Annotated in this window: 19 protein-coding genes; 10 read left to right on the forward strand and 9 right to left on the reverse strand. The window is 73.7% G+C overall.

Annotated elements, in window-relative coordinates; translation table 11 throughout:
* Window positions 1-4 precede the first annotated feature (4 nt).
* Genes ACZ7N4_RS07125 through ACZ7N4_RS07145 form a run of 5 tightly spaced genes read right to left on the reverse strand, consistent with a single transcriptional unit; the run spans window position 5 to window position 3,830 of the window.
* Complete coding sequence (locus tag ACZ7N4_RS07125; protein WP_471354676.1) at window positions 5-715, reverse strand: hypothetical protein; 711 nt, start codon at window positions 713-715, stop codon at window positions 5-7.
* Window positions 712-1,599 carry an ATP-grasp domain-containing protein gene (locus tag ACZ7N4_RS07130; RefSeq protein WP_471354678.1) on the reverse strand — a complete coding sequence of 296 codons (888 nt, stop codon included), beginning with the start codon at window positions 1,597-1,599 and terminating at the stop codon, window positions 712-714. Before ACZ7N4_RS07130 ends, ACZ7N4_RS07125 begins: the two co-directional genes overlap by 4 nt.
* The gene (locus tag ACZ7N4_RS07135) at window positions 1,596-2,420 is read right to left on the reverse strand and encodes a hypothetical protein (RefSeq protein WP_471354681.1); all 825 of its coding nucleotides are present in this window, start codon (window positions 2,418-2,420) and stop codon (window positions 1,596-1,598) included. Before ACZ7N4_RS07135 ends, ACZ7N4_RS07130 begins: the two co-directional genes overlap by 4 nt.
* A complete protein-coding gene (locus ACZ7N4_RS07140) occupies window positions 2,410-2,913 on the reverse strand; it encodes a hypothetical protein (protein ID WP_471354683.1) in 504 nt (167 codons plus the stop codon). Before ACZ7N4_RS07140 ends, ACZ7N4_RS07135 begins: the two co-directional genes overlap by 11 nt.
* Window positions 2,910-3,830, reverse strand: a complete 921-nt coding sequence (locus tag ACZ7N4_RS07145) for an LLM class flavin-dependent oxidoreductase (protein WP_471354685.1) — start codon at window positions 3,828-3,830, stop codon at window positions 2,910-2,912. Before ACZ7N4_RS07145 ends, ACZ7N4_RS07140 begins: the two co-directional genes overlap by 4 nt.
* A gap of 415 nt (window positions 3,831-4,245) precedes the next feature.
* On the opposite strand from ACZ7N4_RS07145, the gene ACZ7N4_RS07150 reads away from it, so the two are divergent.
* From ACZ7N4_RS07150 to ACZ7N4_RS07185, 8 genes are all read left to right on the forward strand, one after another.
* Window positions 4,246-6,120 (forward strand): sensor histidine kinase, encoded by a 1,875-nt coding sequence (locus tag ACZ7N4_RS07150; protein WP_471354687.1) that lies wholly within the window; start codon window positions 4,246-4,248, stop codon window positions 6,118-6,120.
* Complete coding sequence (locus ACZ7N4_RS07155; protein ID WP_471354689.1) at window positions 6,117-6,524, forward strand: roadblock/LC7 domain-containing protein; 408 nt, start codon at window positions 6,117-6,119, stop codon at window positions 6,522-6,524. Before ACZ7N4_RS07150 ends, ACZ7N4_RS07155 begins: the two co-directional genes overlap by 4 nt.
* A gap of 11 nt (window positions 6,525-6,535) precedes the next feature.
* Entirely contained in the window at window positions 6,536-6,883 is a 348-nt protein-coding gene (locus ACZ7N4_RS07160) for a DUF742 domain-containing protein (protein ID WP_471354691.1), read from the forward strand.
* Window positions 6,864-7,490 (forward strand): GTP-binding protein, encoded by a 627-nt coding sequence (locus tag ACZ7N4_RS07165; protein WP_471354692.1) that lies wholly within the window; start codon window positions 6,864-6,866, stop codon window positions 7,488-7,490. The genes ACZ7N4_RS07160 and ACZ7N4_RS07165 overlap by 20 nt, the downstream gene beginning before the upstream one ends.
* The gene (locus ACZ7N4_RS07170; RefSeq protein WP_471354695.1) at window positions 7,487-8,698 is read left to right on the forward strand and encodes a cytochrome P450; all 1,212 of its coding nucleotides are present in this window, start codon (window positions 7,487-7,489) and stop codon (window positions 8,696-8,698) included. Before ACZ7N4_RS07165 ends, ACZ7N4_RS07170 begins: the two co-directional genes overlap by 4 nt.
* A 94-nt stretch (window positions 8,699-8,792) precedes the next feature.
* Entirely contained in the window at window positions 8,793-10,019 is a 1,227-nt protein-coding gene (locus ACZ7N4_RS07175) for a cytochrome P450 family protein (protein ID WP_471354697.1), read from the forward strand.
* A 219-nt stretch (window positions 10,020-10,238) separates the two neighbouring features.
* A complete protein-coding gene (locus ACZ7N4_RS07180) occupies window positions 10,239-11,228 on the forward strand; it encodes an aldo/keto reductase (protein ID WP_471354699.1) in 990 nt (329 codons plus the stop codon).
* A 325-nt stretch (window positions 11,229-11,553) separates the two neighbouring features.
* Complete coding sequence (locus ACZ7N4_RS07185) at window positions 11,554-12,798, forward strand: MFS transporter (RefSeq protein WP_471355127.1); 1,245 nt, start codon at window positions 11,554-11,556, stop codon at window positions 12,796-12,798.
* A gap of 480 nt (window positions 12,799-13,278) precedes the next feature.
* Here ACZ7N4_RS07185 and ACZ7N4_RS07190 read toward each other — a convergent pair whose 3' ends face one another.
* The 3 genes from ACZ7N4_RS07190 to ACZ7N4_RS07200 are packed head-to-tail and all read right to left on the reverse strand — an operon-like array spanning window position 13,279 to window position 14,965.
* The gene (locus ACZ7N4_RS07190) at window positions 13,279-14,010 is read right to left on the reverse strand and encodes a metallophosphoesterase family protein (protein WP_471354701.1); all 732 of its coding nucleotides are present in this window, start codon (window positions 14,008-14,010) and stop codon (window positions 13,279-13,281) included.
* Entirely contained in the window at window positions 14,007-14,282 is a 276-nt protein-coding gene (locus tag ACZ7N4_RS07195; RefSeq protein WP_471354703.1) for a BON domain-containing protein, read from the reverse strand. Before ACZ7N4_RS07195 ends, ACZ7N4_RS07190 begins: the two co-directional genes overlap by 4 nt.
* On the reverse strand, window positions 14,279-14,965 hold the full coding sequence (locus ACZ7N4_RS07200; protein WP_471354705.1) for a nucleotidyltransferase family protein: 687 nt from the start codon (window positions 14,963-14,965) through the stop codon (window positions 14,279-14,281). The genes ACZ7N4_RS07195 and ACZ7N4_RS07200 overlap by 4 nt, the downstream gene beginning before the upstream one ends.
* A gap of 157 nt (window positions 14,966-15,122) precedes the next feature.
* Between ACZ7N4_RS07200 and ACZ7N4_RS07205 the strand changes: the two genes are divergently transcribed.
* Window positions 15,123-16,268 (forward strand): PP2C family protein-serine/threonine phosphatase, encoded by a 1,146-nt coding sequence (locus ACZ7N4_RS07205; RefSeq protein ID WP_471354707.1) that lies wholly within the window; start codon window positions 15,123-15,125, stop codon window positions 16,266-16,268.
* Between the two features lie 340 nt (window positions 16,269-16,608).
* The gene (locus tag ACZ7N4_RS07210) at window positions 16,609-17,685 is read left to right on the forward strand and encodes a glycerophosphodiester phosphodiesterase family protein (protein ID WP_471355129.1); all 1,077 of its coding nucleotides are present in this window, start codon (window positions 16,609-16,611) and stop codon (window positions 17,683-17,685) included.
* A 63-nt stretch (window positions 17,686-17,748) separates the two neighbouring features.
* On the opposite strand, the gene ACZ7N4_RS07215 is transcribed toward ACZ7N4_RS07210, so the two are convergent.
* Window positions 17,749-18,249: a hypothetical protein gene (locus tag ACZ7N4_RS07215; protein WP_471354710.1), complete on the reverse strand. Its 501-nt coding sequence runs from the start codon at window positions 18,247-18,249 to the stop codon at window positions 17,749-17,751.
* Window positions 18,250-18,387: the final 138 nt, after the last annotated feature.

Here is an 18,387-nt window from a genome sequence, read left to right on the forward strand (position 1 = left end):
GGCGTCACCAGTAGAGCTGCCAGTGGTCGGCGCACCAGACGCCGTGGCCCTGGAGGGTGAGGCGTTCGTCGCCGGCGCGCACGCTGCTGCTGGGGGCGACCTGGTGCAGGACGTGCCCGGAGTGGACGTAGAGCCGGCCCGGTGTGTAGGGGACGTACCGCTTGGGGTGGAAGCGTTGCAGGTCGGCGGCGCTCTCCACCCAGCCGCGGGCGAGCGAGCGGCGGAAGTCCCCGTACGTCGTCTCCCACAGGTTCAGTCCGCCGCCGGCCGCGGGCACCCGGAGCGGCAGGGTGAAGGAGAGCAGGCGGTCGGTGTCGGTGCCCGGCGGCCAGTCGAAGGCCTGGTACTGGAGGTCGAAGTGGACGGGTGCCTGGGGGCGGGTGAAGACGGCGGCCTCCAGCCAGATGTGGAAACCGGGCAGCGCCAGGTGGTCCGGGTAGCGGACGGGCGCGTCGAGGTGCTCGGTGAGGGTCGTGCCGATCAGGTCGTACAGGTCCTGGAAGTGGTCCAGCAGCAGGGGGCGGGCGGCGACGCCGTGGCGCTGGTAGTGGCCGCTCTCCGGCCGCTCGGCGACGTCCAGGTAGCTGGGGGTGCCGAGGGTGAGGAAGGCGGGTGGTTCGCCGCCGCGGGCGATCCAGTGCTCGCGCAGGGAGTGCACGCGCGCGCGTACGTCCTCGGTGTCGTCGGCGGTGAGCAGCGGCAGCTCGGTGATCACGCCGGGTCTCCCGTCAGCAGGTCCGTCAGCGAGGCGGTGATGGCGCCGTCGGCCCGGCGGTCGTACCAGTCGTAGCCGGGCATCGGGTTGGCCTCCAGGCACCAGTAGGTGCCGTCCGCGTCGCGTTTGAGGTCCCAGCCGGCGAAGGCGAGCCCCAGGTCCCGGGTGCGGGCCGTGAGCCGCGCGGCGAGGTCGGCGGGCAGCTCGTGGGGCCGGAAGACGACGTCCTCCGGGGGCGCCGTGCGGTAGTCGGCCGCGCCGGACACGGCCTCCTCGGTGTGCACGGTGTCACCGCAGACGTGCACGCGCACGTCGCTGCCGGCGACGTACCGCTGGAGGTGCACGGGGCCCTGGTGCGGTGTGAACGAGTCGAACTCCTCCGGGCCGATCAGTCTGCTGTCGGCGCGCACGCCGGACAACGCCTTGACGATGGCGGGTCCGGCGGCGGCGAACGCACGCAGCCGGCCGGCGTCGGAGCTGGTCAGGCTCTCGGGGACGGTGAGGCCGCAGCGGGCGAGGGTGACCTCGTGCAGCGGCTTGGAGCCGTTGTCGCCGGCCGTGCCGGGGCGGTTGACGACGGGGCCCGGGACGGTGTCGAGCCAGGCGGTGAGCGCGGCCAGGAGGCCGTGCCACCGGGCGCGGAGCCCGGGGTCGTCCTCCAGGGCGGACAGGTCCGCGAGCCGGCAGTAGTAGGCGTCGCCGGGGCGCAGGTCGTGGCGCTGGTCGCGGGCGAGCAGCCAGCTGTCGCCGTCGTCGGGCAGCGCGAGGCGCCAGGCGCCGTCGGCGGCCAGCTCGGCGAGGTCGACGAGCGTGACGTCCGCGGCGGCCCGTGCGGTGAAGTGGGCGAGGGTGCCGTCCGTGGCGAGGCCGAGGGCGTAGATCACGGGAACAGCACCTCCATCAGCCGGGGGCCGAGGCCGAGCCAGACCATGCGCAGTTGCTCCAGGGCGGGGAACGGCTCGACGTGCACCAGGCGTGCGGTGGCGGTGCCGTCGGTGACCCGCCAGACCAGGGCGGCCAGGTCCAGGGCGAGGGCGTCGGCGGCGGCCACGCTGCGGGACTCCAGGCCCAGGTGGTCGAGGTCGGCGGTGGTGCAGCGCCAGCCGCGGTCGCCGAGGACGACGACCGTCTCCGTCGCGGGGTCGGTGTCCGTCCAGCGGGCGCGGTAGGGGCCGGTCCCGGGTGGCCGCTCGGGCCAGCGGTGGGCGCGCGCGGTGCCGAGGTCCTCGACCCAGAAGGCCTCGCCATCCGCGCTGCCGGGTCGGGGGTAGCCGCAGGAGAACAGTTCACCGTTGCCGGGTTCGCCGGCGCGCCGGGCGGTCACCGCGGCGGAGCGGGTGGTGCGGCCGGCGACGAGGGTGCCGGCCGGGCGGTTGACGACGGGGGCGGGGGTGAGCGCGGCCACCGCCCACAGCTGGGCGAAGCACTCGCCGAGGTGGAACTCGGCGTCCCAGCCGGTGCGGCGGTCGGGCGGTGCGGGCAGCAGGAGGACCAGCGGGACCACCGGGTCGACGGTCGCCGTGCCGGCGCGCGCGGTGACGGTGAACAGCTGGGCCGCGTCGAAGACGTCGAGGACGGCGACGGAGCGGCCCTGCTCGGTGACGTAGGCGGCGAGTTCCAGGGCGGTGGGGTCCCGGGGGTCGGCGACCACGACGAGGTCGGCGGGGGCCTCGGACGGAGGTGGTGTTCCGGTGTCAGATGACAAGGCCGCGCTCCCTGAGGAACCGGCTCGCCCGGGAGGCACGCAGGACGGAGAGGACGTCGTCGGAGCCGGTGCCGGTGCGGGCGTCTCCGGTGTTGTCGGTACGGGCGTCGGTGCCGGCCGCCGTGGGGGTGGGCCGGTGCGCGGGGCGCGCGGCGGGCGGGGCTGCGGGGCCGGTGGGCGTCCAGGCGCCGTCGGTGACGTCCTTGGAGTCCTTGAAGTCCTTCCCGTCCTTGGTGTCCTTGCGGTCCTTGCCGTCCTTGCGGTCCTTCAGGTCCTTCAGGTCCTTGTGGTCCTTGAAGTCCTTGCGGTCCTTGTAGTCCTTGAACTCCTTGCCGTCCTTGAAGCTCTTGGCGTGCGCTCCCGGTGCGGCCTCCTCCGCCGCGGGGACGGGGGCCGGCGCGGGCGCGGGCCGGCGCAGGGCGGCGAGGAGGTCCCGGCGGTGGGCCGCCCTGAGGAAGGGCATCACCCTCGCCTCGTCGATCGTCCAGGTCATCGGACGGGTCCCTCCTCGGTCGGGTCCGGCTCGCTCCGGTGACGCCGGAGGGCCTCGGCCAGGGCGCGCTGCGCCGCCGCGTGATGGGGGTTCAGGTTGCAGACGAGGTGGTCGGTGCCGAGGTCGCGGTAGCCGGCGAAGCCGGCGGCCAGGTCGGCGGGGGTGCCGCTGAGGACGGGCCGCCGCGGGTCCGGCGGTTCCACGGGGACGCCGGGTACGACGTTCACGCCGGCGGTGACGCACAGGGTCGACGGGGCGCGGCCGGCGGCGGCGCAGGCCTCGCGCACGGTCCGCAGCGCGGGGGCGAAGCCGGCCGGGTCCCCGAACCAGCAGCCGTTCCACAGGTCGGCGTGGCGGGCGGTGGCCCGCAGCATGCGGGGGCCGGAGCCGCCGATCAGCAGGGGCGGGCCCGCCGGGCGTACTCCGCGCGGCCGGAGTTCACCACCGTGGACCCAGGAGTGGCGGCCGTCGAATTCCGCCTTTCCGGTGCGCAGCAGTGACGCGATGATGTGCACGGCTTCCTCGAAGCGGGCCACCCGGTGATCGAATTCGATGCCGAACGCCTCGAATTCCGGCCGGTGCCAGCCGGCCCCCAGTCCGAGAATGAGCCGTCCATTGCTGATCGAGTCGAGCGTGACCGCCATTTTCGCGAGGACCGCGGGGTTCCGGAAAGCGGTGCACAGGACGAAGGTCCCGAGCTGGATACGGGAGGTGGCCTCGGCGAGTGCGCTGAGGGTGGTCCAGCATTCCCAGATGCCTTCGGCAGGCTCGCCGTCCGCACGGAAAAGCAGGTGGTCGAAGCACCAGAGGGAATCGAATCCGGCGGCTTCCGCCTGTCGGGCGAGGGCTCTTATCTCGTCGTACGAGGGCTGTTTTCCGGGGTATTCCGCCAGGGGCAGAGTAATACCGACCTTCACGGCGCGAAGCGTAGCAGCGGGGGTTGCGAGATCGCCATGCCCGAAGACCGGGGTATTTCCCGTGAAGGATTTTCTGTTCATTCTTGGGAAAGGTGGTTCCGGGGAGCCGGACTGACGTTCGGGGGCGCCGCGCGGACGGTGCGCGAAGCCGTTCGCGCAGCGGAGCCGCCCCGCGCGAGGAGCCGTCCCGCGTCCCCGGCCGGCGACCGTCCGGCACCCCGGAACCCGAGCGCCGCATCGGTGCGGCCCCACGGATGCGAGCGTCCAGTTACCGGAACGCACAGGGAACCTTTCTGTTTTGATCAGGAACTCTCGTATAGTGACCGCCAGTTCACCTCCGGTGTCACGACGCACCACCCGAGCCTTCCTGCCCGCCCCACCCAGCCCTCTCTGCCGCGAGGACCAGACCGGACCGATGACCGCGCCCACGCATCCCGGCGACCGACCTTCCCTCCGTACGTTCGTCTCCGCCCTCGCCGTGACCGGTGTGCTGTCGGCGCTCGCGGTCTGCGCGGCCGTGGCGGTGGCGCCGGCCTCGGTGCGCACCCCGCTCGCCTGGGGCGCGGGCGTCACAGCCGTCCTGCTCAGCGCCGCGGTGGCCACGGCCGCGCACGCCCTGCGGGCCGAGCGCACCGCCCGGCGCAGACTGGAGGGCGTCACCCGGGACATCGGGCGGCTGCTCCAGCAGCAGGCCCGTACGACCGAGGAGGCGCGCCAGGAGCAGCAGCGGCTCATCGACGAACTCGCCCGGCAGCGCACCGAGTTCACGGAGTCGTTCGCGGCCGAGCGCGCCCGTCTGGAGGAGCGGGGCACCCGGGAGCTGGACCGGCTCCGGCAGGAGAACGCCCGGCTCTCGGGCGAGTTGGAGCGGGCCCGCCGGGACCGGGCCACCGCGCTGTCCGCGACCGCCAACGCCGCCGCCCGGATGCAGGCCCTCGCCACGGCCACACTCGCCGACCTGCGGGCGATGGAGGACCGGCACACCGACGAGGACGTGCTGGCCGACCTGTTCCACCTCGACCACCGCACCGCCCAGGCCGGCCGGCTCGCGGACTCCGTCGCCGTGCTGACGGGGGCGCGTTCGGGCCGCCGGTGGGCGCGGCCGATCGGGATGGAGTCGATCCTGCGCGGCGCGATGGGCCGGATCGCCGGCTACCGGCGGGTCCGGCTGCACTCGGTCAGCGAGGCCGCCGTCGCCGGGCACGCCGCCGAGGGCGTGATGCACGCGCTCGCGGAACTCCTCGACAACGCCGCGAACTTCTCGCCGCCGACCGCCGAGGTCCACGTCTACGTGGAGGAGGTGCCGGCCGGGGTCATCGTGTCCGTGGAGGACAGCGGGCTGGTGATGGGCGAGGTGCAGCTGCGCCGCGCCGAGCGCGCGGTCTCCGGTGACATCACCGGGCTGGGCGGCCTGACCGGTACCCGGCTCGGCCTCGCGGTGGTCGGCCGGCTGGCCCGCAAGCACGGGCTGACGGTGTCGTTCCGGCCGTCGGCTCGCGGCGGCACGGGCGTGCTGATGCTCATCCCGCAGTCCCTCCTGACCAGTCCCGCTCCGGCCGTGCCCGCCACCGCGACCCCACGCCCGGCGGCCGGCCCGGCCGCCTCGGTGCCCCACGCGGGCAACGGCCCAGCCACCGCGGACCCGCACCCGCCGAGCGACCGAGCCACCACGGTCCCGCGCCCTCGGAACGACCCGTCCCGTCCGGAGGACGGCCCGTCCGCTGCGGCACCGGCCGCCGCGGACGCCACCGCCGTCCACGAGTCCGCCGCGCCGTCGGAGCCGGGGCCGGCCGGGCTGCCCAGGCGGCGCCGGGGCCGTACGCTCGCCGCGGCCGAACGCGCCCGCTCCGCGTCGGGCACCGCCGCGTCCCGCACCGCGCCGGCCGCCGACGAGGGCAAGGCCCGCGCGGCCCGCTTCAGCAGCTTCCGCCAGGCGGTCCGCCCGTCGGCACCGGCGGCGCCCGCGCCCGGCGCGGACGACCGGGCCGGGACAGCGGGCCCGCCCCCGGAGGCCGACGAGGCCACGGGCGCCGCCCCGCAGGCCGACCCCGCGCACGCCACGGCGCCGGACGACCGGGACGCCGTACCCGTGCGGGACGGCGTACGGGACAGCCGTACGGCCGACACCCCGCACACCCCCGCCCCGGACGGCCCCGCGCCCATGAGCCCGGCCCCGGACGGGCGCGACTCCTCCCGCACGGGCGGCGAAGCCTCGTACGGCACTGCCGGACACGGCTCCAACGCCCCCTCCCACCCGCACGCGCACCCGGAAGGCGACACCACTTCATGACCGGCCCGACCACCGCCGACGACAAGCTGACCTGGCTCCTGGAGGGCCTGCTGGATAGGACCCCGGGTGCCCGGCACGCGCTCGTGCTGTCCCGGGACGGGCTGAAGCTGTGCCGTACGCCGGAGCTGACCGTCGACCAGGCCGACCAGCTCGCCGCGATCGCCGCCGGCATCCAGTCGCTCTCGCACGGGGCGTCCGTGGAGTTCGGTGACGGAAGCGGCGGGGTGCGCTCGGCGATGGCGGAGTTCTACGGCGGTGTGCTCTTCATCGTGGAGGCGGGTGCCGGCGCCCATCTGGCCGTGGTCACCACGGAGGAGGCGGACGCCGGTGTCGTCGGCCACAACATGAGCGAACTGGTGGAGCAGCTCGGCGAGTACCTGACCGCTCCGCCCCGCAGCTCATGAGCCGACCGGGCATGAACCGGCCGGGCCGGGACGATGCCCCCCACCGGCTGTACACCCTCACCCAGGGACGCACCCGGACCGGCCCCGACAACCCCTTCGACCTGGTCACCCTCGTCGTCGCCGAGTCGGAGCCGGTGACCGGCATGCAGTCGGAGCACGTGGCGATCCTCCAGCTGACCCAATCCCCCACCTCGGTGGTGGAGATCGCCGCCGAGCTGCGGCTGCCCGTGGGCATCACCAAGGTGCTGCTGGCGGACCTGCTGGCCGCGGGCCGGGTGAGCGCCCGGCATCCGCACCGGCCGGCCATTACCGATCCCGACATCCTGGAGCAGGTGCTCGTTGGACTCCGCAACCTCTGAGGCACGCACCCCCCTGGGTGCCTCCGCCGACCAAGGTTTCAAGATCGTGGTCGTGGGCGGCTTCGGCGTCGGCAAGACCACGCTGGTCCGCTCGGTCAGCGAGATCCGTCCCCTCAACACCGAGGAGACGATGACGCAGGCCGGCGCGACGGTGGACGACATCCGCCAGGTGCGGGGCAAGTCGGCCACCACGGTCGCCTTCGACTTCGGCCGGATCACCCTGGACGCCCGCAACGTGCTGTACCTGTTCGGGGCGCCGGGTCAGGAGCGGTTCTGGTTCCTGTGGGACCGGCTGTTCACCGGCACGCTCGGTGCGGTCGTGCTGGTCGACACCCGGCGCATCGACGACTCCTGGTACGCCATCGACCGGCTGGAGCACCACGGCACGCCGTTCGTCGTGGCCTGCAACGACTTCGGCGGCCCCGTCCGCGCCGGTGCCGAGGTCCGCGAGGCCCTGGACCTGGATCCGCGGGTGCCGCTGGTGGACTGCGACGCCCGCTCCCGGGAGTCGGGCAAGCAGGTGCTGATCACACTGGTGCAGCACGTGAAGAACCGGTACGCCGACCCGTCCGCGCGGGCGGGCCTGCCCCGACAGGAGTTCGTGTGACCACCCCCGACGCCGTCCCGCTCAGCGGACCCCGGTTCCAGACCGAACCCGCCCGGCTGTACCGGGAGATGCGGCGCGATCACGGCGCCGTCGTCCCGGTCCTGCTCGACGGCGACGTCCCGGCCTGGCTGGTGCTCGGCTACCGCGAGCTGCATCAAGTCACCGGCGACCCGGTGCTGTTCAGCCGGGACTCGGACCTGTGGAACCAGTGGGAGAACATCCCCGCCGACTGGCCGCTGCTGCCGATGATCGGCCGCAGGCAGCCGTCGATCCTCTACACGGTCGGCGAACGGCACCGGCAGCGCGCCGCCATGATCAGCAACGCGCTGGAGGAGGTGGACCCGTTCGAACTGCGCGGCCACGCCGAGCGGTTCGCCGACGAGCTGATCGACGCGCTGTGCGCCGCGGGCGAGGCGGATCTGGTCGCGCAGTACGCGATGCTGCTGCCGGTGCGGGTCCTGGCCCGGCTGTACGGCTTCCCGGACGAGGACGGCCCCGGGCTGGTCACCGCCCTCAACGACATGATCGACGGGCGGGAGCGGGCACTGGCGGGCCAGGCCCATCTGGCGTCGTCCATGGGGCAGTTGCTGGCCGACCGGAGGAAGGAGCCCGCCGACGACGTGGTCTCCCGGATGCTCGCCGACGAGAGCGGGTTCACCGACGAGGAGATCGCGCAGGACCTGATGGTGATGATGGCGGCCGGACACCAGCCGACCGCCGACTGGATCGGCAACTCCCTGCGGCTGATGCTGACCGACGACCGGTTCGCCGCCTCCCTGTTCGGCGGGCGCCACAGCGTCGCCGAGGCGATGAACGAGGTGCTGTGGGAGGACACCCCGACGCAGAACGTGGCCGGCCGCTGGGCCGCCCGCGACACCCGTCTCGGCGGCCGGGCCGTCAAGGCCGGCGACCTGCTGCTGCTCGGACTGCAGGGGGCCAACTCCGATCCGCAGGTGCGGACCGACGCCTCCGCCCTGACCGGCGGCAACAACGCGCACTTCTCCTTCGGGCACGGCGAGCACCGCTGTCCGTTCCCCGCGCAGGAGATCGCCGAGGTGATCGCGCGGACCGGCATCGAGGTGGTCCTCGACCGGCTCCCGGACATCGACCTGGCGGTGCCCGCGGAAGCCCTCGCCCGCCGCCCCTCGCCGTGGCTGAGGGGACTGACCCGGCTGCCCGTCCGCTTCACCCCCGTGCCCGCCCTGTGACGACCCGCTGTTCCGCCGTGCGCCCGGGGCCCGCCCCCGGGACCGGCGGCGTGCTCGCCGTACTTCCGACCCCTGCCCTGGGAGGCACGTCACGATGACGACCGGTACCGAAGCACCCCGCATCGCCCTGGACCCCTTCGTCACCGACCTGGACGCCGAGAGCGCGGCGCTGCGCGCGGCCGGCCCGCTCGCCGCCGTCGAACTGCCCGGCGGTGTACCGGTGTGGGCCGTCACCCACCACGCCGAGGCGAAGGTGCTGCTCACCGACCCGCGGCTGGTGAAGGACATCACCGTGTGGGGCGCCTGGCGGCGCGGTGAGATACCCGCGGACTGGCCGCTGATCGGCCTGGCCAACCCGGGCCGCTCCATGCTCACGGTGGACGGCGCCGACCACCGGCGGCTGCGCACCCTGGTCGCGCAGGCGCTCACCCCGCGCCGGGTGGAGCGGATGCGGGAGCGGATCGAGAAGCTCACCCAGGACCTGCTGGACGCGCTGCCCGCCGACGGCTCCGTCGTCGACCTGAAGGCGGCCTTCGCCTACCCGCTGCCCATGTACGTCATCGCCGACCTCATGGGGATCGAGGAGGCGCGGCTGCCCCGGCTGAAGGTGCTGTTCGAGAAGTTCTTCTCCACGCAGACGCCGCCGCAGGAGGTCGTCGCGACCCTCACCGAGCTGGCGCGGATCATGGGGGAGACGGTCGCGGCCAAGCGGGCCGAGCCCGGCGACGACCTGACCAGCGCGCTGATCCTCGCCTCGGAGGACGGCGACCGGCTCACCGACGAGGAGATCGTCTCCACCCTCCAGCTGATGGTGGCGGCGGGTCACGAGACGACGATCTCCCTGATCGTCAACGCCGTCGTCAACCTCTCCGCCCACCCCGAGCAGCGCGACCTGGTGCTGTCCGGGCAGGCGGACTGGCCGGCGGTGATCGAGGAGACCCTGCGCTTCTCCACCCCCACCTCGCACGTCCTGATCCGGTTCGCGACCGAGGACGTGCCGGTCGGCGACACGGTGATCCCGGCCGGGGACGCGCTGATCGTGTCGTACGGCGCGATCGGCCGCGACGAGAACGCGCACGGCCCGACCGCCGGGCGGTTCGACATCACCCGCGGGACGAGGAACCGGCACATCTCCTTCGGCCACGGCCCGCATGTCTGCCCCGGCGCCGCGCTCTCCCGGCTGGAGGCGGGCATCGCCCTGCCGGCGCTGTACGCCCGCTTCCCCCGCCTGGACCTGGCCGTCCCCGCGGCCGAACTCCGCCACAAGCCGGTGGTCACCCAGAACGACCTGTTCGAGCTGCCGGTGCGGCTGAACCCGTAGCCCCCACGCGAGAGCCCGCTGCCCGGCTTCGAGAGCCCACTGCCCGACTTCGAACGGCTTGACTTCGAGAGCGCTCCAGCTCATGGCGTCGCCGACGGCGCGCGCAGGGCCCGTGCCCGGCCTCCCCCACGGGATGCCGGGTGCCGGGATCCGTCGCTAGATGGAGACAGGCCGTGTGCCGTGCCGGAACGACGGTCAAGTGCGAGAAAGGGATTCCTCATGCAGAAGCGCAGGCTGCGGGACCTCCAGGTATCGGCCATCGGGCTCGGATGCATGGGCATGTCCGCGTTCTACGGCTCCGCCGACCGGGAGGAGGGCATCGCGACCATCCGGCGCGCCCTCGACCTCGGCATCGACTTCCTCGACACGGCGCAGGTCTACGGGCCGCTCACCAACGAGTCACTGGTGGGCGAGGCGATCAGGGGGCACCGCGACGCGTACGTGATCGCGACGAAGTTCAACTACCGGATGGACGACGCCGTACCCGGCGACATGAGCACGGTCGGCCCGCAGGACGGCTCGGCCGCGCACGTACGGGCCTCGGTGCACGGCTCGCTCCAGCGGCTCGGCACCGACCACATCGACCTGTACTACCAGCACCGGGTCGACCCGAACGTCCCCGTCGAGGAGACGGTCGGCGCGCTGGGCGAGCTGGTCGCCGAGGGCAAGGTGCGGTACATCGGGCTGAGCGAGGCGAGCGCGGAGACCATCCGGCGCGCCCACGCCGTCCACCCGGTCACGGCGGTACAGAGCGAGTACTCGCTGTGGTCACGGGACGTGGAGGCCGAGGTGCTGCCCGCCTGCCGTGAGCTGGGCATCGGCTTCGTGCCGTACTCGCCGCTCGGCCGTGGCTTCCTGGCCGGCCGCTTCAGCTCCCCGGACGAGCTGGACGCGAACGACTGGCGTCGCGAGAACCCCCGCTTCACGGACGCCAACCTGCAGGCCAACCTCACGCTGGCGGAGAAGGTGAAGGAGATCGCCGCCGAGAAGGAGGTGACCCCGGCCCAGCTGGCCATCGCCTGGGTGCTGGCGCGGGGCGAGGACCTGGTGCCGATCCCCGGCACCAAGCGCCGCGCCTACCTGGAGCAGAACGCCGCCGCGACCGGCATCGAGCTGACCGCTCAGGACCTGGCCCGCATCGACGCCGAGCTGCCGCGGGCGGCGGGTGAGCGGTACGACGAGGCGGGGATGCGCACGGTCGACCGCTGACCGGGCGCCGCGCTTCCGCACCCTCTGTGAGGAACCCCACGCGGGTGCCAACTCGTGGCAGGGCCCCGGCGTTTGAGGAGTACCGGCCCGGGACGGCGGGCCGTCCGGTGTCGGCCGCGGTGTCCCGTCTGCCACCATGGTCGGCGCCCTGACCAGGCGGCCCGGCCGTGCAACGCCGCCGGACCGACGGGATCCGCCGGTCCGCTCCGATCGCCTGGTTGTGTACCCCGCCGTGTCCTCTTCCCTCTCCTCCGCCCTGCCCCCGTCCGCGCCCGCCACCGCCCCGGCCTCACGTTCGCCGTGGCGCTCCCTGCGGTACCGGAGCATGCGGTGGTGGTCGGCCGCCAACTTCGTCTCCAACGCCGGTACGTGGATGCAGCTCACGGTGCAGAACCTGCTCGTGCTGCACATCACGGGCTCGGCCGCGGCCACCGGTCTGTCCATGTCCGTCCAGGCGGCGCCCGCGCTGTTCGTGAGCCTCCTCGGCGGCGCGGCGGTGGACCGCTGGCCCCGGAAGCTGACGGTCGCCGTGAGCCAGGCCCTGCTCGGCGCGGTCGCCTTCACGACGGCGCTGCTGGTGGCGCTGGACCGGATCGACATGACGGCACTGCTGGTGCTGGCCGCCGTGACCGGTGTCATCGCCACCGTCGACGGGCCGGCCTGCGCGCTGCTCGGCAACGATCTCGTACCGGTGGCCGACGTACCGTCCGCGATCGGCGTGGGGGCGCTGGTGCACAGCTCCGGCCGGCTGGCCGGTACCGCCCTGGCCGGCGTGGCCGTCGGCTTCCTCGGCACCGGCGCCGCTTACGCGGCGAACGGGCTGTCGTTCCTGTTCGTGGCCGCGGTGGTGCCGTTCCTGCGGCCGGCGCCCGGGGCCGCCTCCCAGGAGCCGGGTCCGCGGGCGGTTCCGGCGCACGGGCAGATGACCGTACGGGAGGGGCTGTCCTTCTTCGCGCGCCGGCCCCGCCTGGTCGCGCTCGCGGGCATCACCGGGCTCAGCTCGGTCTTCGGCCGGAACTACGGCCTGACACTCGCCGTCCTCGTCACCGGACCGCTGGCCGGCGGCGCCGGGGCGTTCGGCACCGTCTCCACCGTGCTCGCCGTCGGCGGCATCCTCGGCGCGGTCCTCGGCGCCCGGCTGCGCAGGCCGTCCGTGCGGACCGTGGGTCTGCTCGCGGCGGCGGGCGCGCTGCTCCAGGTGGTGGCGGGTCTGTCGCCGTCACTGGCGGTGCTGCTGGTGCTGGTCCTGCCGATGGCGGTCGTGGAGTCCGTCTCCGACACCGCCGGTACGGCCGTGCTGCAGACCGACCCGCCGCCGCACCTGCGGGGCCGGGTGCTCGGGGTGTGGAGCAGCATCGGCACGGTGTGGAGCCTCGGCGGGCCCCCGTTGCTGGGCCTGCTGATGGAGTGGGCCGGGGCGCGCGGCGCCCTGGTGGCCGGCGGCCTGCTGATCGCCGGGGCGATCGGCGCGGGCCTGCTCCTGCGCCGCCGCGGCGAACCGGTACCGCTGACCCTGCGCACGAAGGACGGCGACGTCACCGGCCGCGAGGCCCTGCAGACGGCGGCCTGAGGAACGTACGACGTCCCGGCGGGGCGGGCTGTCCCGGCGGGGTGAGCGGCCCCGGCCAAGGAGAAGCCGTCCTGGCCGGAGTCAGCGGTCCCGACCGGAGTGAAGCATGCAGGCCGGGAGCAGCCGTCCCGACAGGAGCGAACCGTCCCGGCCCGGGGTCAGCCATCCCGGCCGGGCTCAGCCGTCCCGGCCGGAGTGAAGCATCCAGGCCAGGCTCAGCCATCCCAACCCCGGCGCACCCCCCGGCCCGGGGTCAGCCGTCCCGGCCGGAGTGAACCATCCAAGCCAGGCTCAACCGTCCCGACCCAGGCTCAGCCATCTCGGCCAGGGCTGGCCATCCCAACCGGGCTCAGCCGTCCCGACCGGAGTGAACCATCCAGGCCAGGCTCCGCCGCCCCGACCCGGGCTCAGCCCTCCCGACTGGAATGAGCCCTCCCGGCCAGGGTCAGCCGTCCCGGCCGGAGTCGGCCGCCGCCAGGGTCAGTCGTGCCGGCCGGGCAGGTGGTACACGTGGAAGGCCTGGCCGATCACCGGCTGGGCGACGTTGCGCACGCGGACTCCCCCGCTGGTCATGCCGTGCTCGGTGCCCGCGTGGGCGTGGCCGTGCACGGCCAGGTCGGCGCCGCCGGTGTCGATGGCCTCCGCGAGCAGATAGCTGCCGAGGAACGGATAGATCTCCAGCGGCTCCCCGGCCAGGGTGTCCGGCACCGGCGAGAAGTGGGTCAGCGCGATGCGTACGTCGCAGTTCTGCTCGTCCAGGTGCTTCAGGGCGCTGTGCAACCCGTCGGCGCACCGGCGGGTGTAGCGGACGAACTCCTTCATCAGCGGTTCGCCGAACTCCCCGGCGCAGCGGCCGACGAAGCCGCCGCCGAAGCCCTTGGTCCCGGCGACCCCGATCCGGGCGCCGTCGGCGCCGACGACGACCGCCTCGCCTTCGAGGACGTGTGCGCCCGCGTCCCGGAGGATGGCGGTGACCTCCTCGGGGCGCTCGTCGTGGTGGTCGTGGTTGCCGAGTACGGCGACGACGGGCACCCCGAGATCCTTGATCTCCCGGGCGACGATCGCGGCCTCCTCCGGTGTGCCGTGCCGGGTGAGGTCGCCGGCGAGCAGCAGGACGTCGGCGCACCCCGGCAGCGTCTCGAAGGAGGGCCGCAGGGTGCCCTGGCTCTCGGGGCCCATGTGGATGTCGCCCACGGCCGCGACGCGGATCATGACAGGTCCTCTCCGTGGTCGGGCGAGGACGTCCCGGCGATGAGCAGGTCGCAGTGGACCGGGTGCCCCGCCAGTTCCTCGCGGGCCATGCGCAGGATGTCGTCCCGGCACTGGGTGGACGGCACGGTGCCGGTGAGCAGGACGGCGTCGCCGCGCAGTTCGAGCCGTACGCCGAGCTCCGCCAGGTCTCCGGCGGCCAGGTGCTCGGCGAGGTGGGCGACGCGGTAGTCCAGGTTCGCCGTCGGCGGGGGTGGCGGGCTCGTGTCGGTCATGGCTGCCCCTCCTGGGTGTCGATCACGTTCAGCCGTTCGAGGAGGAAGAGGAAGGCGGCGGGCATCGGCTGGTCGCCGCAGGCCGTGCGGACCGCGTCCCAGTCGACCTTCTCGCGCACGGCCCGGGCCACCGGGAGCACGGACCCGAAGTCGCAGTAGTGCTCGGAGAAGGCACTGATCAGACTGTGGATCAGGTCGGTCGGGCAGAGCACGGGCATGAGCACCGAGTCGACCGGCAGGACGTGCGCCCGGTCGAGCATCTCCCGGGTGACGGGCTGGTGCGCCAGCGAGAAGATGATGTCGATGTTCTGCCCGTGGCAGGTGGTCTTCAGCAGCCAGTCCTCCGGTGGGATCCGCACGTCCAGGCCGGCCTCCCGCAGGGTGGCGGCGACCGCCTCCGCGTCGTCGGGAAGGATGGCGAAGTCGGCGTCGTGCTGGAGGTAGCGGCTGCCGCCGTGGGCGTAGACGGCCACACTGCCGGCCAGGGCGAAGGGATGGCCCGCGCGTTTGAGGAACGCGCCGATCTGTTTGGCGGCCTCCAGGATCGCCTGGCTGCGGTCGTGCGGCAGCTCCGACGGTTCCGGCGCGGGCGTCGGCTGCGGGTCCGGCCCCTCCGAGGCGAGCCGGAGTTCGGTGACCTCCGGCCGCGTCAGGGGCGCGGTGTCCTCCCCGTTGTGCGTCATGACCTCTCCATTTCGGCACCCTGCACACCGGTCGGCCGGGACGGCCTCCGGGAGCCGTACGGGTACCCTCCGCGACGTCGGCGACACGGCGTCGGGGTACAGGTTCACCCCTGGCGGCGACTGGCCGGGCGACCGGCCCGGGAGCACGCTGGTAGGCATGGCACCCCGGAGCGGGCGGGCGGGCCCCCGGCAGCCGTGGCAGTCGGTGCACGCGCTGCTGGTGCTCCCGGTCGCGCTCATCCTGGCGATCACGGTGACGGACCTGCGGGCGCCCACCGACGTCCACCTCGGGCCGGCCATGGTGATCGCCCCTGCCCTCACCCCCTCCTTCGCCGGCCCCCGGACCACGGCCGGTGTCGGGGCCCTCGCGGTGGCCGCCCAGGTCTTCATCGGCATCCACCACGGCGGGATCGGTACGAGCAACCACATCGTGCAGATCATCACGCTCACGGTGCTCGTGGTGCTCACCGTCCTCTACAGCGCCCTGCGCGAACGCCGGCAGGCCCAGCTGGCCCAGGTCCGCACGGTCGCCGAGGCCGCGCAGCACGTCCTGATGTGGCCGCTGCCCGAACAGATCGGCCCACTGCGGATCGCCTCGCTGTACCTGGCCGCGGAGGACGAGGCGCAGATCGGCGGCGACCTGTACGCGGCGACCGTCAGCGACGGCTCCGTCCGCCTCATGATCGGTGACGTGCGCGGCAAGGGGCTGCCCGCCATCGGCGAGGCGGCGCTGCTCCTCGGCTCGTTCCGGGAGAGCGCCCACCGGCACATCCCGCTGACCGAGCTGGCGAACCGGCTGGACCAGAGCGTGACCCGTTACGCGGCCGACCTGGAGACCCCGGAGGAGGAGGGGGAGCGCTTCGCCACCGCGCTGCTCGTGGAGATCCCCGACCGGGATCCGCTCACCCGGATGACCAGCTGCGGCCATCCGCCGCCGCTGCTGCTGAGCCCCGGCCACGCCGTGACGGTCCCGAGCCTGCACCCGTCGCCACCGCTCGGGGTGCACGGCGGGGCCGAGCACACGCTGGACGTCTTCTCCTTCGAGCCGGGTGACACATTGCTGCTTTACACGGACGGGGTCGTGGAGGCCCGCGACGAACGCGGCCGCTTCTACCCGCTCGCCGACCGGGTCGCCCGCTGGACCGACGACAGCCCCGAGGCCCTGATGCACCACCTGCGCCGCGACCTCCTCGCCCACGCCGGCGGCCGCCTCGGCGACGACGCCGCCCTCATCGCCCTCCACCGCACCACCACCGAACGCCGCCGCCACCACGGCCGGGAGGACGCGACCCGGCACGGGTGACGGCGGGCGCGGCGGGGCGCCAGGGGAAACCGACCACCGGCGAACGGCCGGACGGCCGGACGGCCCATGAGGGAGACACCCGGCGGCGGTTCGCTCGGGACGGCGGATCCGCGCCCGCGTTCAACCGGCCGTGCGACAGAGTTCAGTTCGGGAGGTGGCCCGGAGCCGCGGGGCGTTGCGAGAATGTGCGGGGCCTCGACAACAGGAAGCCATTGCAGGCCGGTTGACCTCCGTACTCGCCACCGGCCTCGGCGCGCTCGTCCTCGTTCTCGCCCGGCCCGGCCGCCGACGCCTGACGGCGCCGCCCGGCCCGGCCCGCCCTCTCCCCCGGAGGTTCCCGTTGCCCGTACGACACCCGACCGCACGGCACCTGCTCGCCGGACTGGCCCTGCTGCCGGCGCTGCTGTCCCCGGTGGCCGCGCACGCGGCGCCCGCCGGCCCTCCTGAGGCCCGCTTCGACCTCCAGGCGCACCGCGGCGGTCTCGGTATGACGACCGAGGAGTCCCTGGAGGGCTTCGGCAAGGCGATGCGGCTCGGGGTCTCCACGCTGGAGCTGGACACCCAGGTCACCAAGGACCTCAAGGTGGTCGTCAACCACGACCGGCAGATCAGCGGCGTCAAGTGCAGGGACACGGGCCCGGTCACGCCCGGCGACCCGGTGTACCCGTACGTCGGCAAGTACATCAAGGACCTGACCCTCGACCGGATCAGGACCCTGGACTGCGGCTACCAGCAGTTGCCCGGCTTCCCCGAGCAGGAGGTCGTCAAGGGCTTCCGGATGGTGGAGCTGAAGGACGTGCTGAACCTGGTCAGGAGCTACCGCGCCCGAGACGTCAGGCTGAACATCGAGACCAAGGTGGAGGCGGGCGCGCCCGAGCAGACCGCGCCGCGCGAGGTGTTCGTCCGCCGGGTGTACGAGGAGATCCACCGCTCGGGCGTCGAGCGCCAGGTCACCATCCAGTCCTTCGACTGGGGCGCGCTCAGGGTGATGCACCGGCTGGCGCCGAGGTGGCCGCTGGTGGCGCTGACCAACTACGACTTCCTCCAGGTCGGCAGGCCCGGCGCGTCCCCGTGGCTGGGCGGGATCGACGCGGACGACTACGGCGGGGACTTCGTCCGGGCGGCCGCGACCCTGCCCGGGGTCACCACCCTCTCCCCCAACTACGGCTTCCCGCAGAACGGCAAGATCGGCGACCCGGGGTTCCGGTTCTACTCCGACGCGGCGATGGTCGCCGAGGCGCACGCCCGCGGGCTCGAGGTGGTGCCGTGGACCTGTGACGACCCGGCGACCGTCGAGGCGCTGATGGACCTGGGAGTCGACGGGATCATCACCGACCATCCCGACCGGGTACGGCGGATCATGGCCGGTCGCGGGATGCCGCTGCCGCGGTCCTACCGCCCGCACGGCCGCGGCTGACCGGTGCGGGCGTGGGCCCCGCCCCGAATGGGGCGGGGCGGGGCCCACGTCCGTGCCCCCGGGTCAGCCGGCCGGCTTCAGGCCGGTGATCTTCAGGGTCTTCAGGTCGGACCGGACGTCGATCCGGCTGACCTGCGCGTGCGGTCCGTCGCTCCAGGTGAGCGTGACCCGGCTGGTGGCGTGGCCCATCCCGGAACCGGTGTAGGTCACCTTCCACTTCACCGGCACGTTCTGCGCGAACAGGATGCCGTCGGCGTGCTCCTTCTTCTCGTAGGACGCGACCTGCTTCTGCGCGGCGGCGGAGAGGTAGAAGCCGCGCAGCGCCTTGGCACCGGCCGCGGCGGCGGGGTCGTCGGTGGCCCAGACGGCGTCGATGTAGGCGCCGTAGAAGTCGGCCACGTGCTGGGTGACGTTGCGCGGGTCGCCCTGGGCGGACGACACGGCCGCGGCGCGCGTGGTGTGGCTCGCGGAGGCCCCCGCGAGGGCGGGCGTGGCGGCGGCCAGGGTGAGGCCCGCGGTGAGGGCGGCGGCGGTGAGGAGGGCCTTGCGGCCACGAACGGACATGTGCGTCATCTGCGTCAATCCCCCGGTTATCTGCGCGACCGGACCGATCCGGCCGTTCACGGACTCTAAGACCCCTTTTCCCCGGGGTCGGTTCCGCTCGCGACGGACGTGTTCCGGTCATTCCGCTTCGGGTGGCTG

It is taken from the genome of Streptomyces sp. NPDC107654, assembly GCF_055639035.1.

Bases quoted from the DNA above. Each gene is read 5' to 3' on its own strand.
- ACZ7N4_RS07200 (WP_471354705.1), bottom strand. From the start codon at position 14,965: ATGACGCACAACGGGGAGGACACCGCGCCCCTGACGCGGCCGGAGGTC.
- ACZ7N4_RS07205 (WP_471354707.1), top strand. From the start codon at position 15,123: ATGGCACCCCGGAGCGGGCGGGCGGGCCCCCGGCAGCCGTGGCAGTCG.
- ACZ7N4_RS07215 (WP_471354710.1), bottom strand. From the start codon at position 18,249: ATGTCCGTTCGTGGCCGCAAGGCCCTCCTCACCGCCGCCGCCCTCACC.
- ACZ7N4_RS07150 (WP_471354687.1), top strand. From the start codon at position 4,246: ATGACCGCGCCCACGCATCCCGGCGACCGACCTTCCCTCCGTACGTTC.
- ACZ7N4_RS07140 (WP_471354683.1), bottom strand. From the start codon at position 2,913: ATGACCTGGACGATCGACGAGGCGAGGGTGATGCCCTTCCTCAGGGCG.
- ACZ7N4_RS07185 (WP_471355127.1), top strand. From the start codon at position 11,554: ATGCGGTGGTGGTCGGCCGCCAACTTCGTCTCCAACGCCGGTACGTGG.
- ACZ7N4_RS07155 (WP_471354689.1), top strand. From the start codon at position 6,117: ATGACCGGCCCGACCACCGCCGACGACAAGCTGACCTGGCTCCTGGAG.
- ACZ7N4_RS07190 (WP_471354701.1), bottom strand. From the start codon at position 14,010: ATGATCCGCGTCGCGGCCGTGGGCGACATCCACATGGGCCCCGAGAGC.
- ACZ7N4_RS07175 (WP_471354697.1), top strand. From the start codon at position 8,793: ATGACGACCGGTACCGAAGCACCCCGCATCGCCCTGGACCCCTTCGTC.
- ACZ7N4_RS07160 (WP_471354691.1), top strand. From the start codon at position 6,536: ATGAACCGGCCGGGCCGGGACGATGCCCCCCACCGGCTGTACACCCTC.
- ACZ7N4_RS07180 (WP_471354699.1), top strand. From the start codon at position 10,239: ATGCAGAAGCGCAGGCTGCGGGACCTCCAGGTATCGGCCATCGGGCTC.
- ACZ7N4_RS07195 (WP_471354703.1), bottom strand. From the start codon at position 14,282: ATGACCGACACGAGCCCGCCACCCCCGCCGACGGCGAACCTGGACTAC.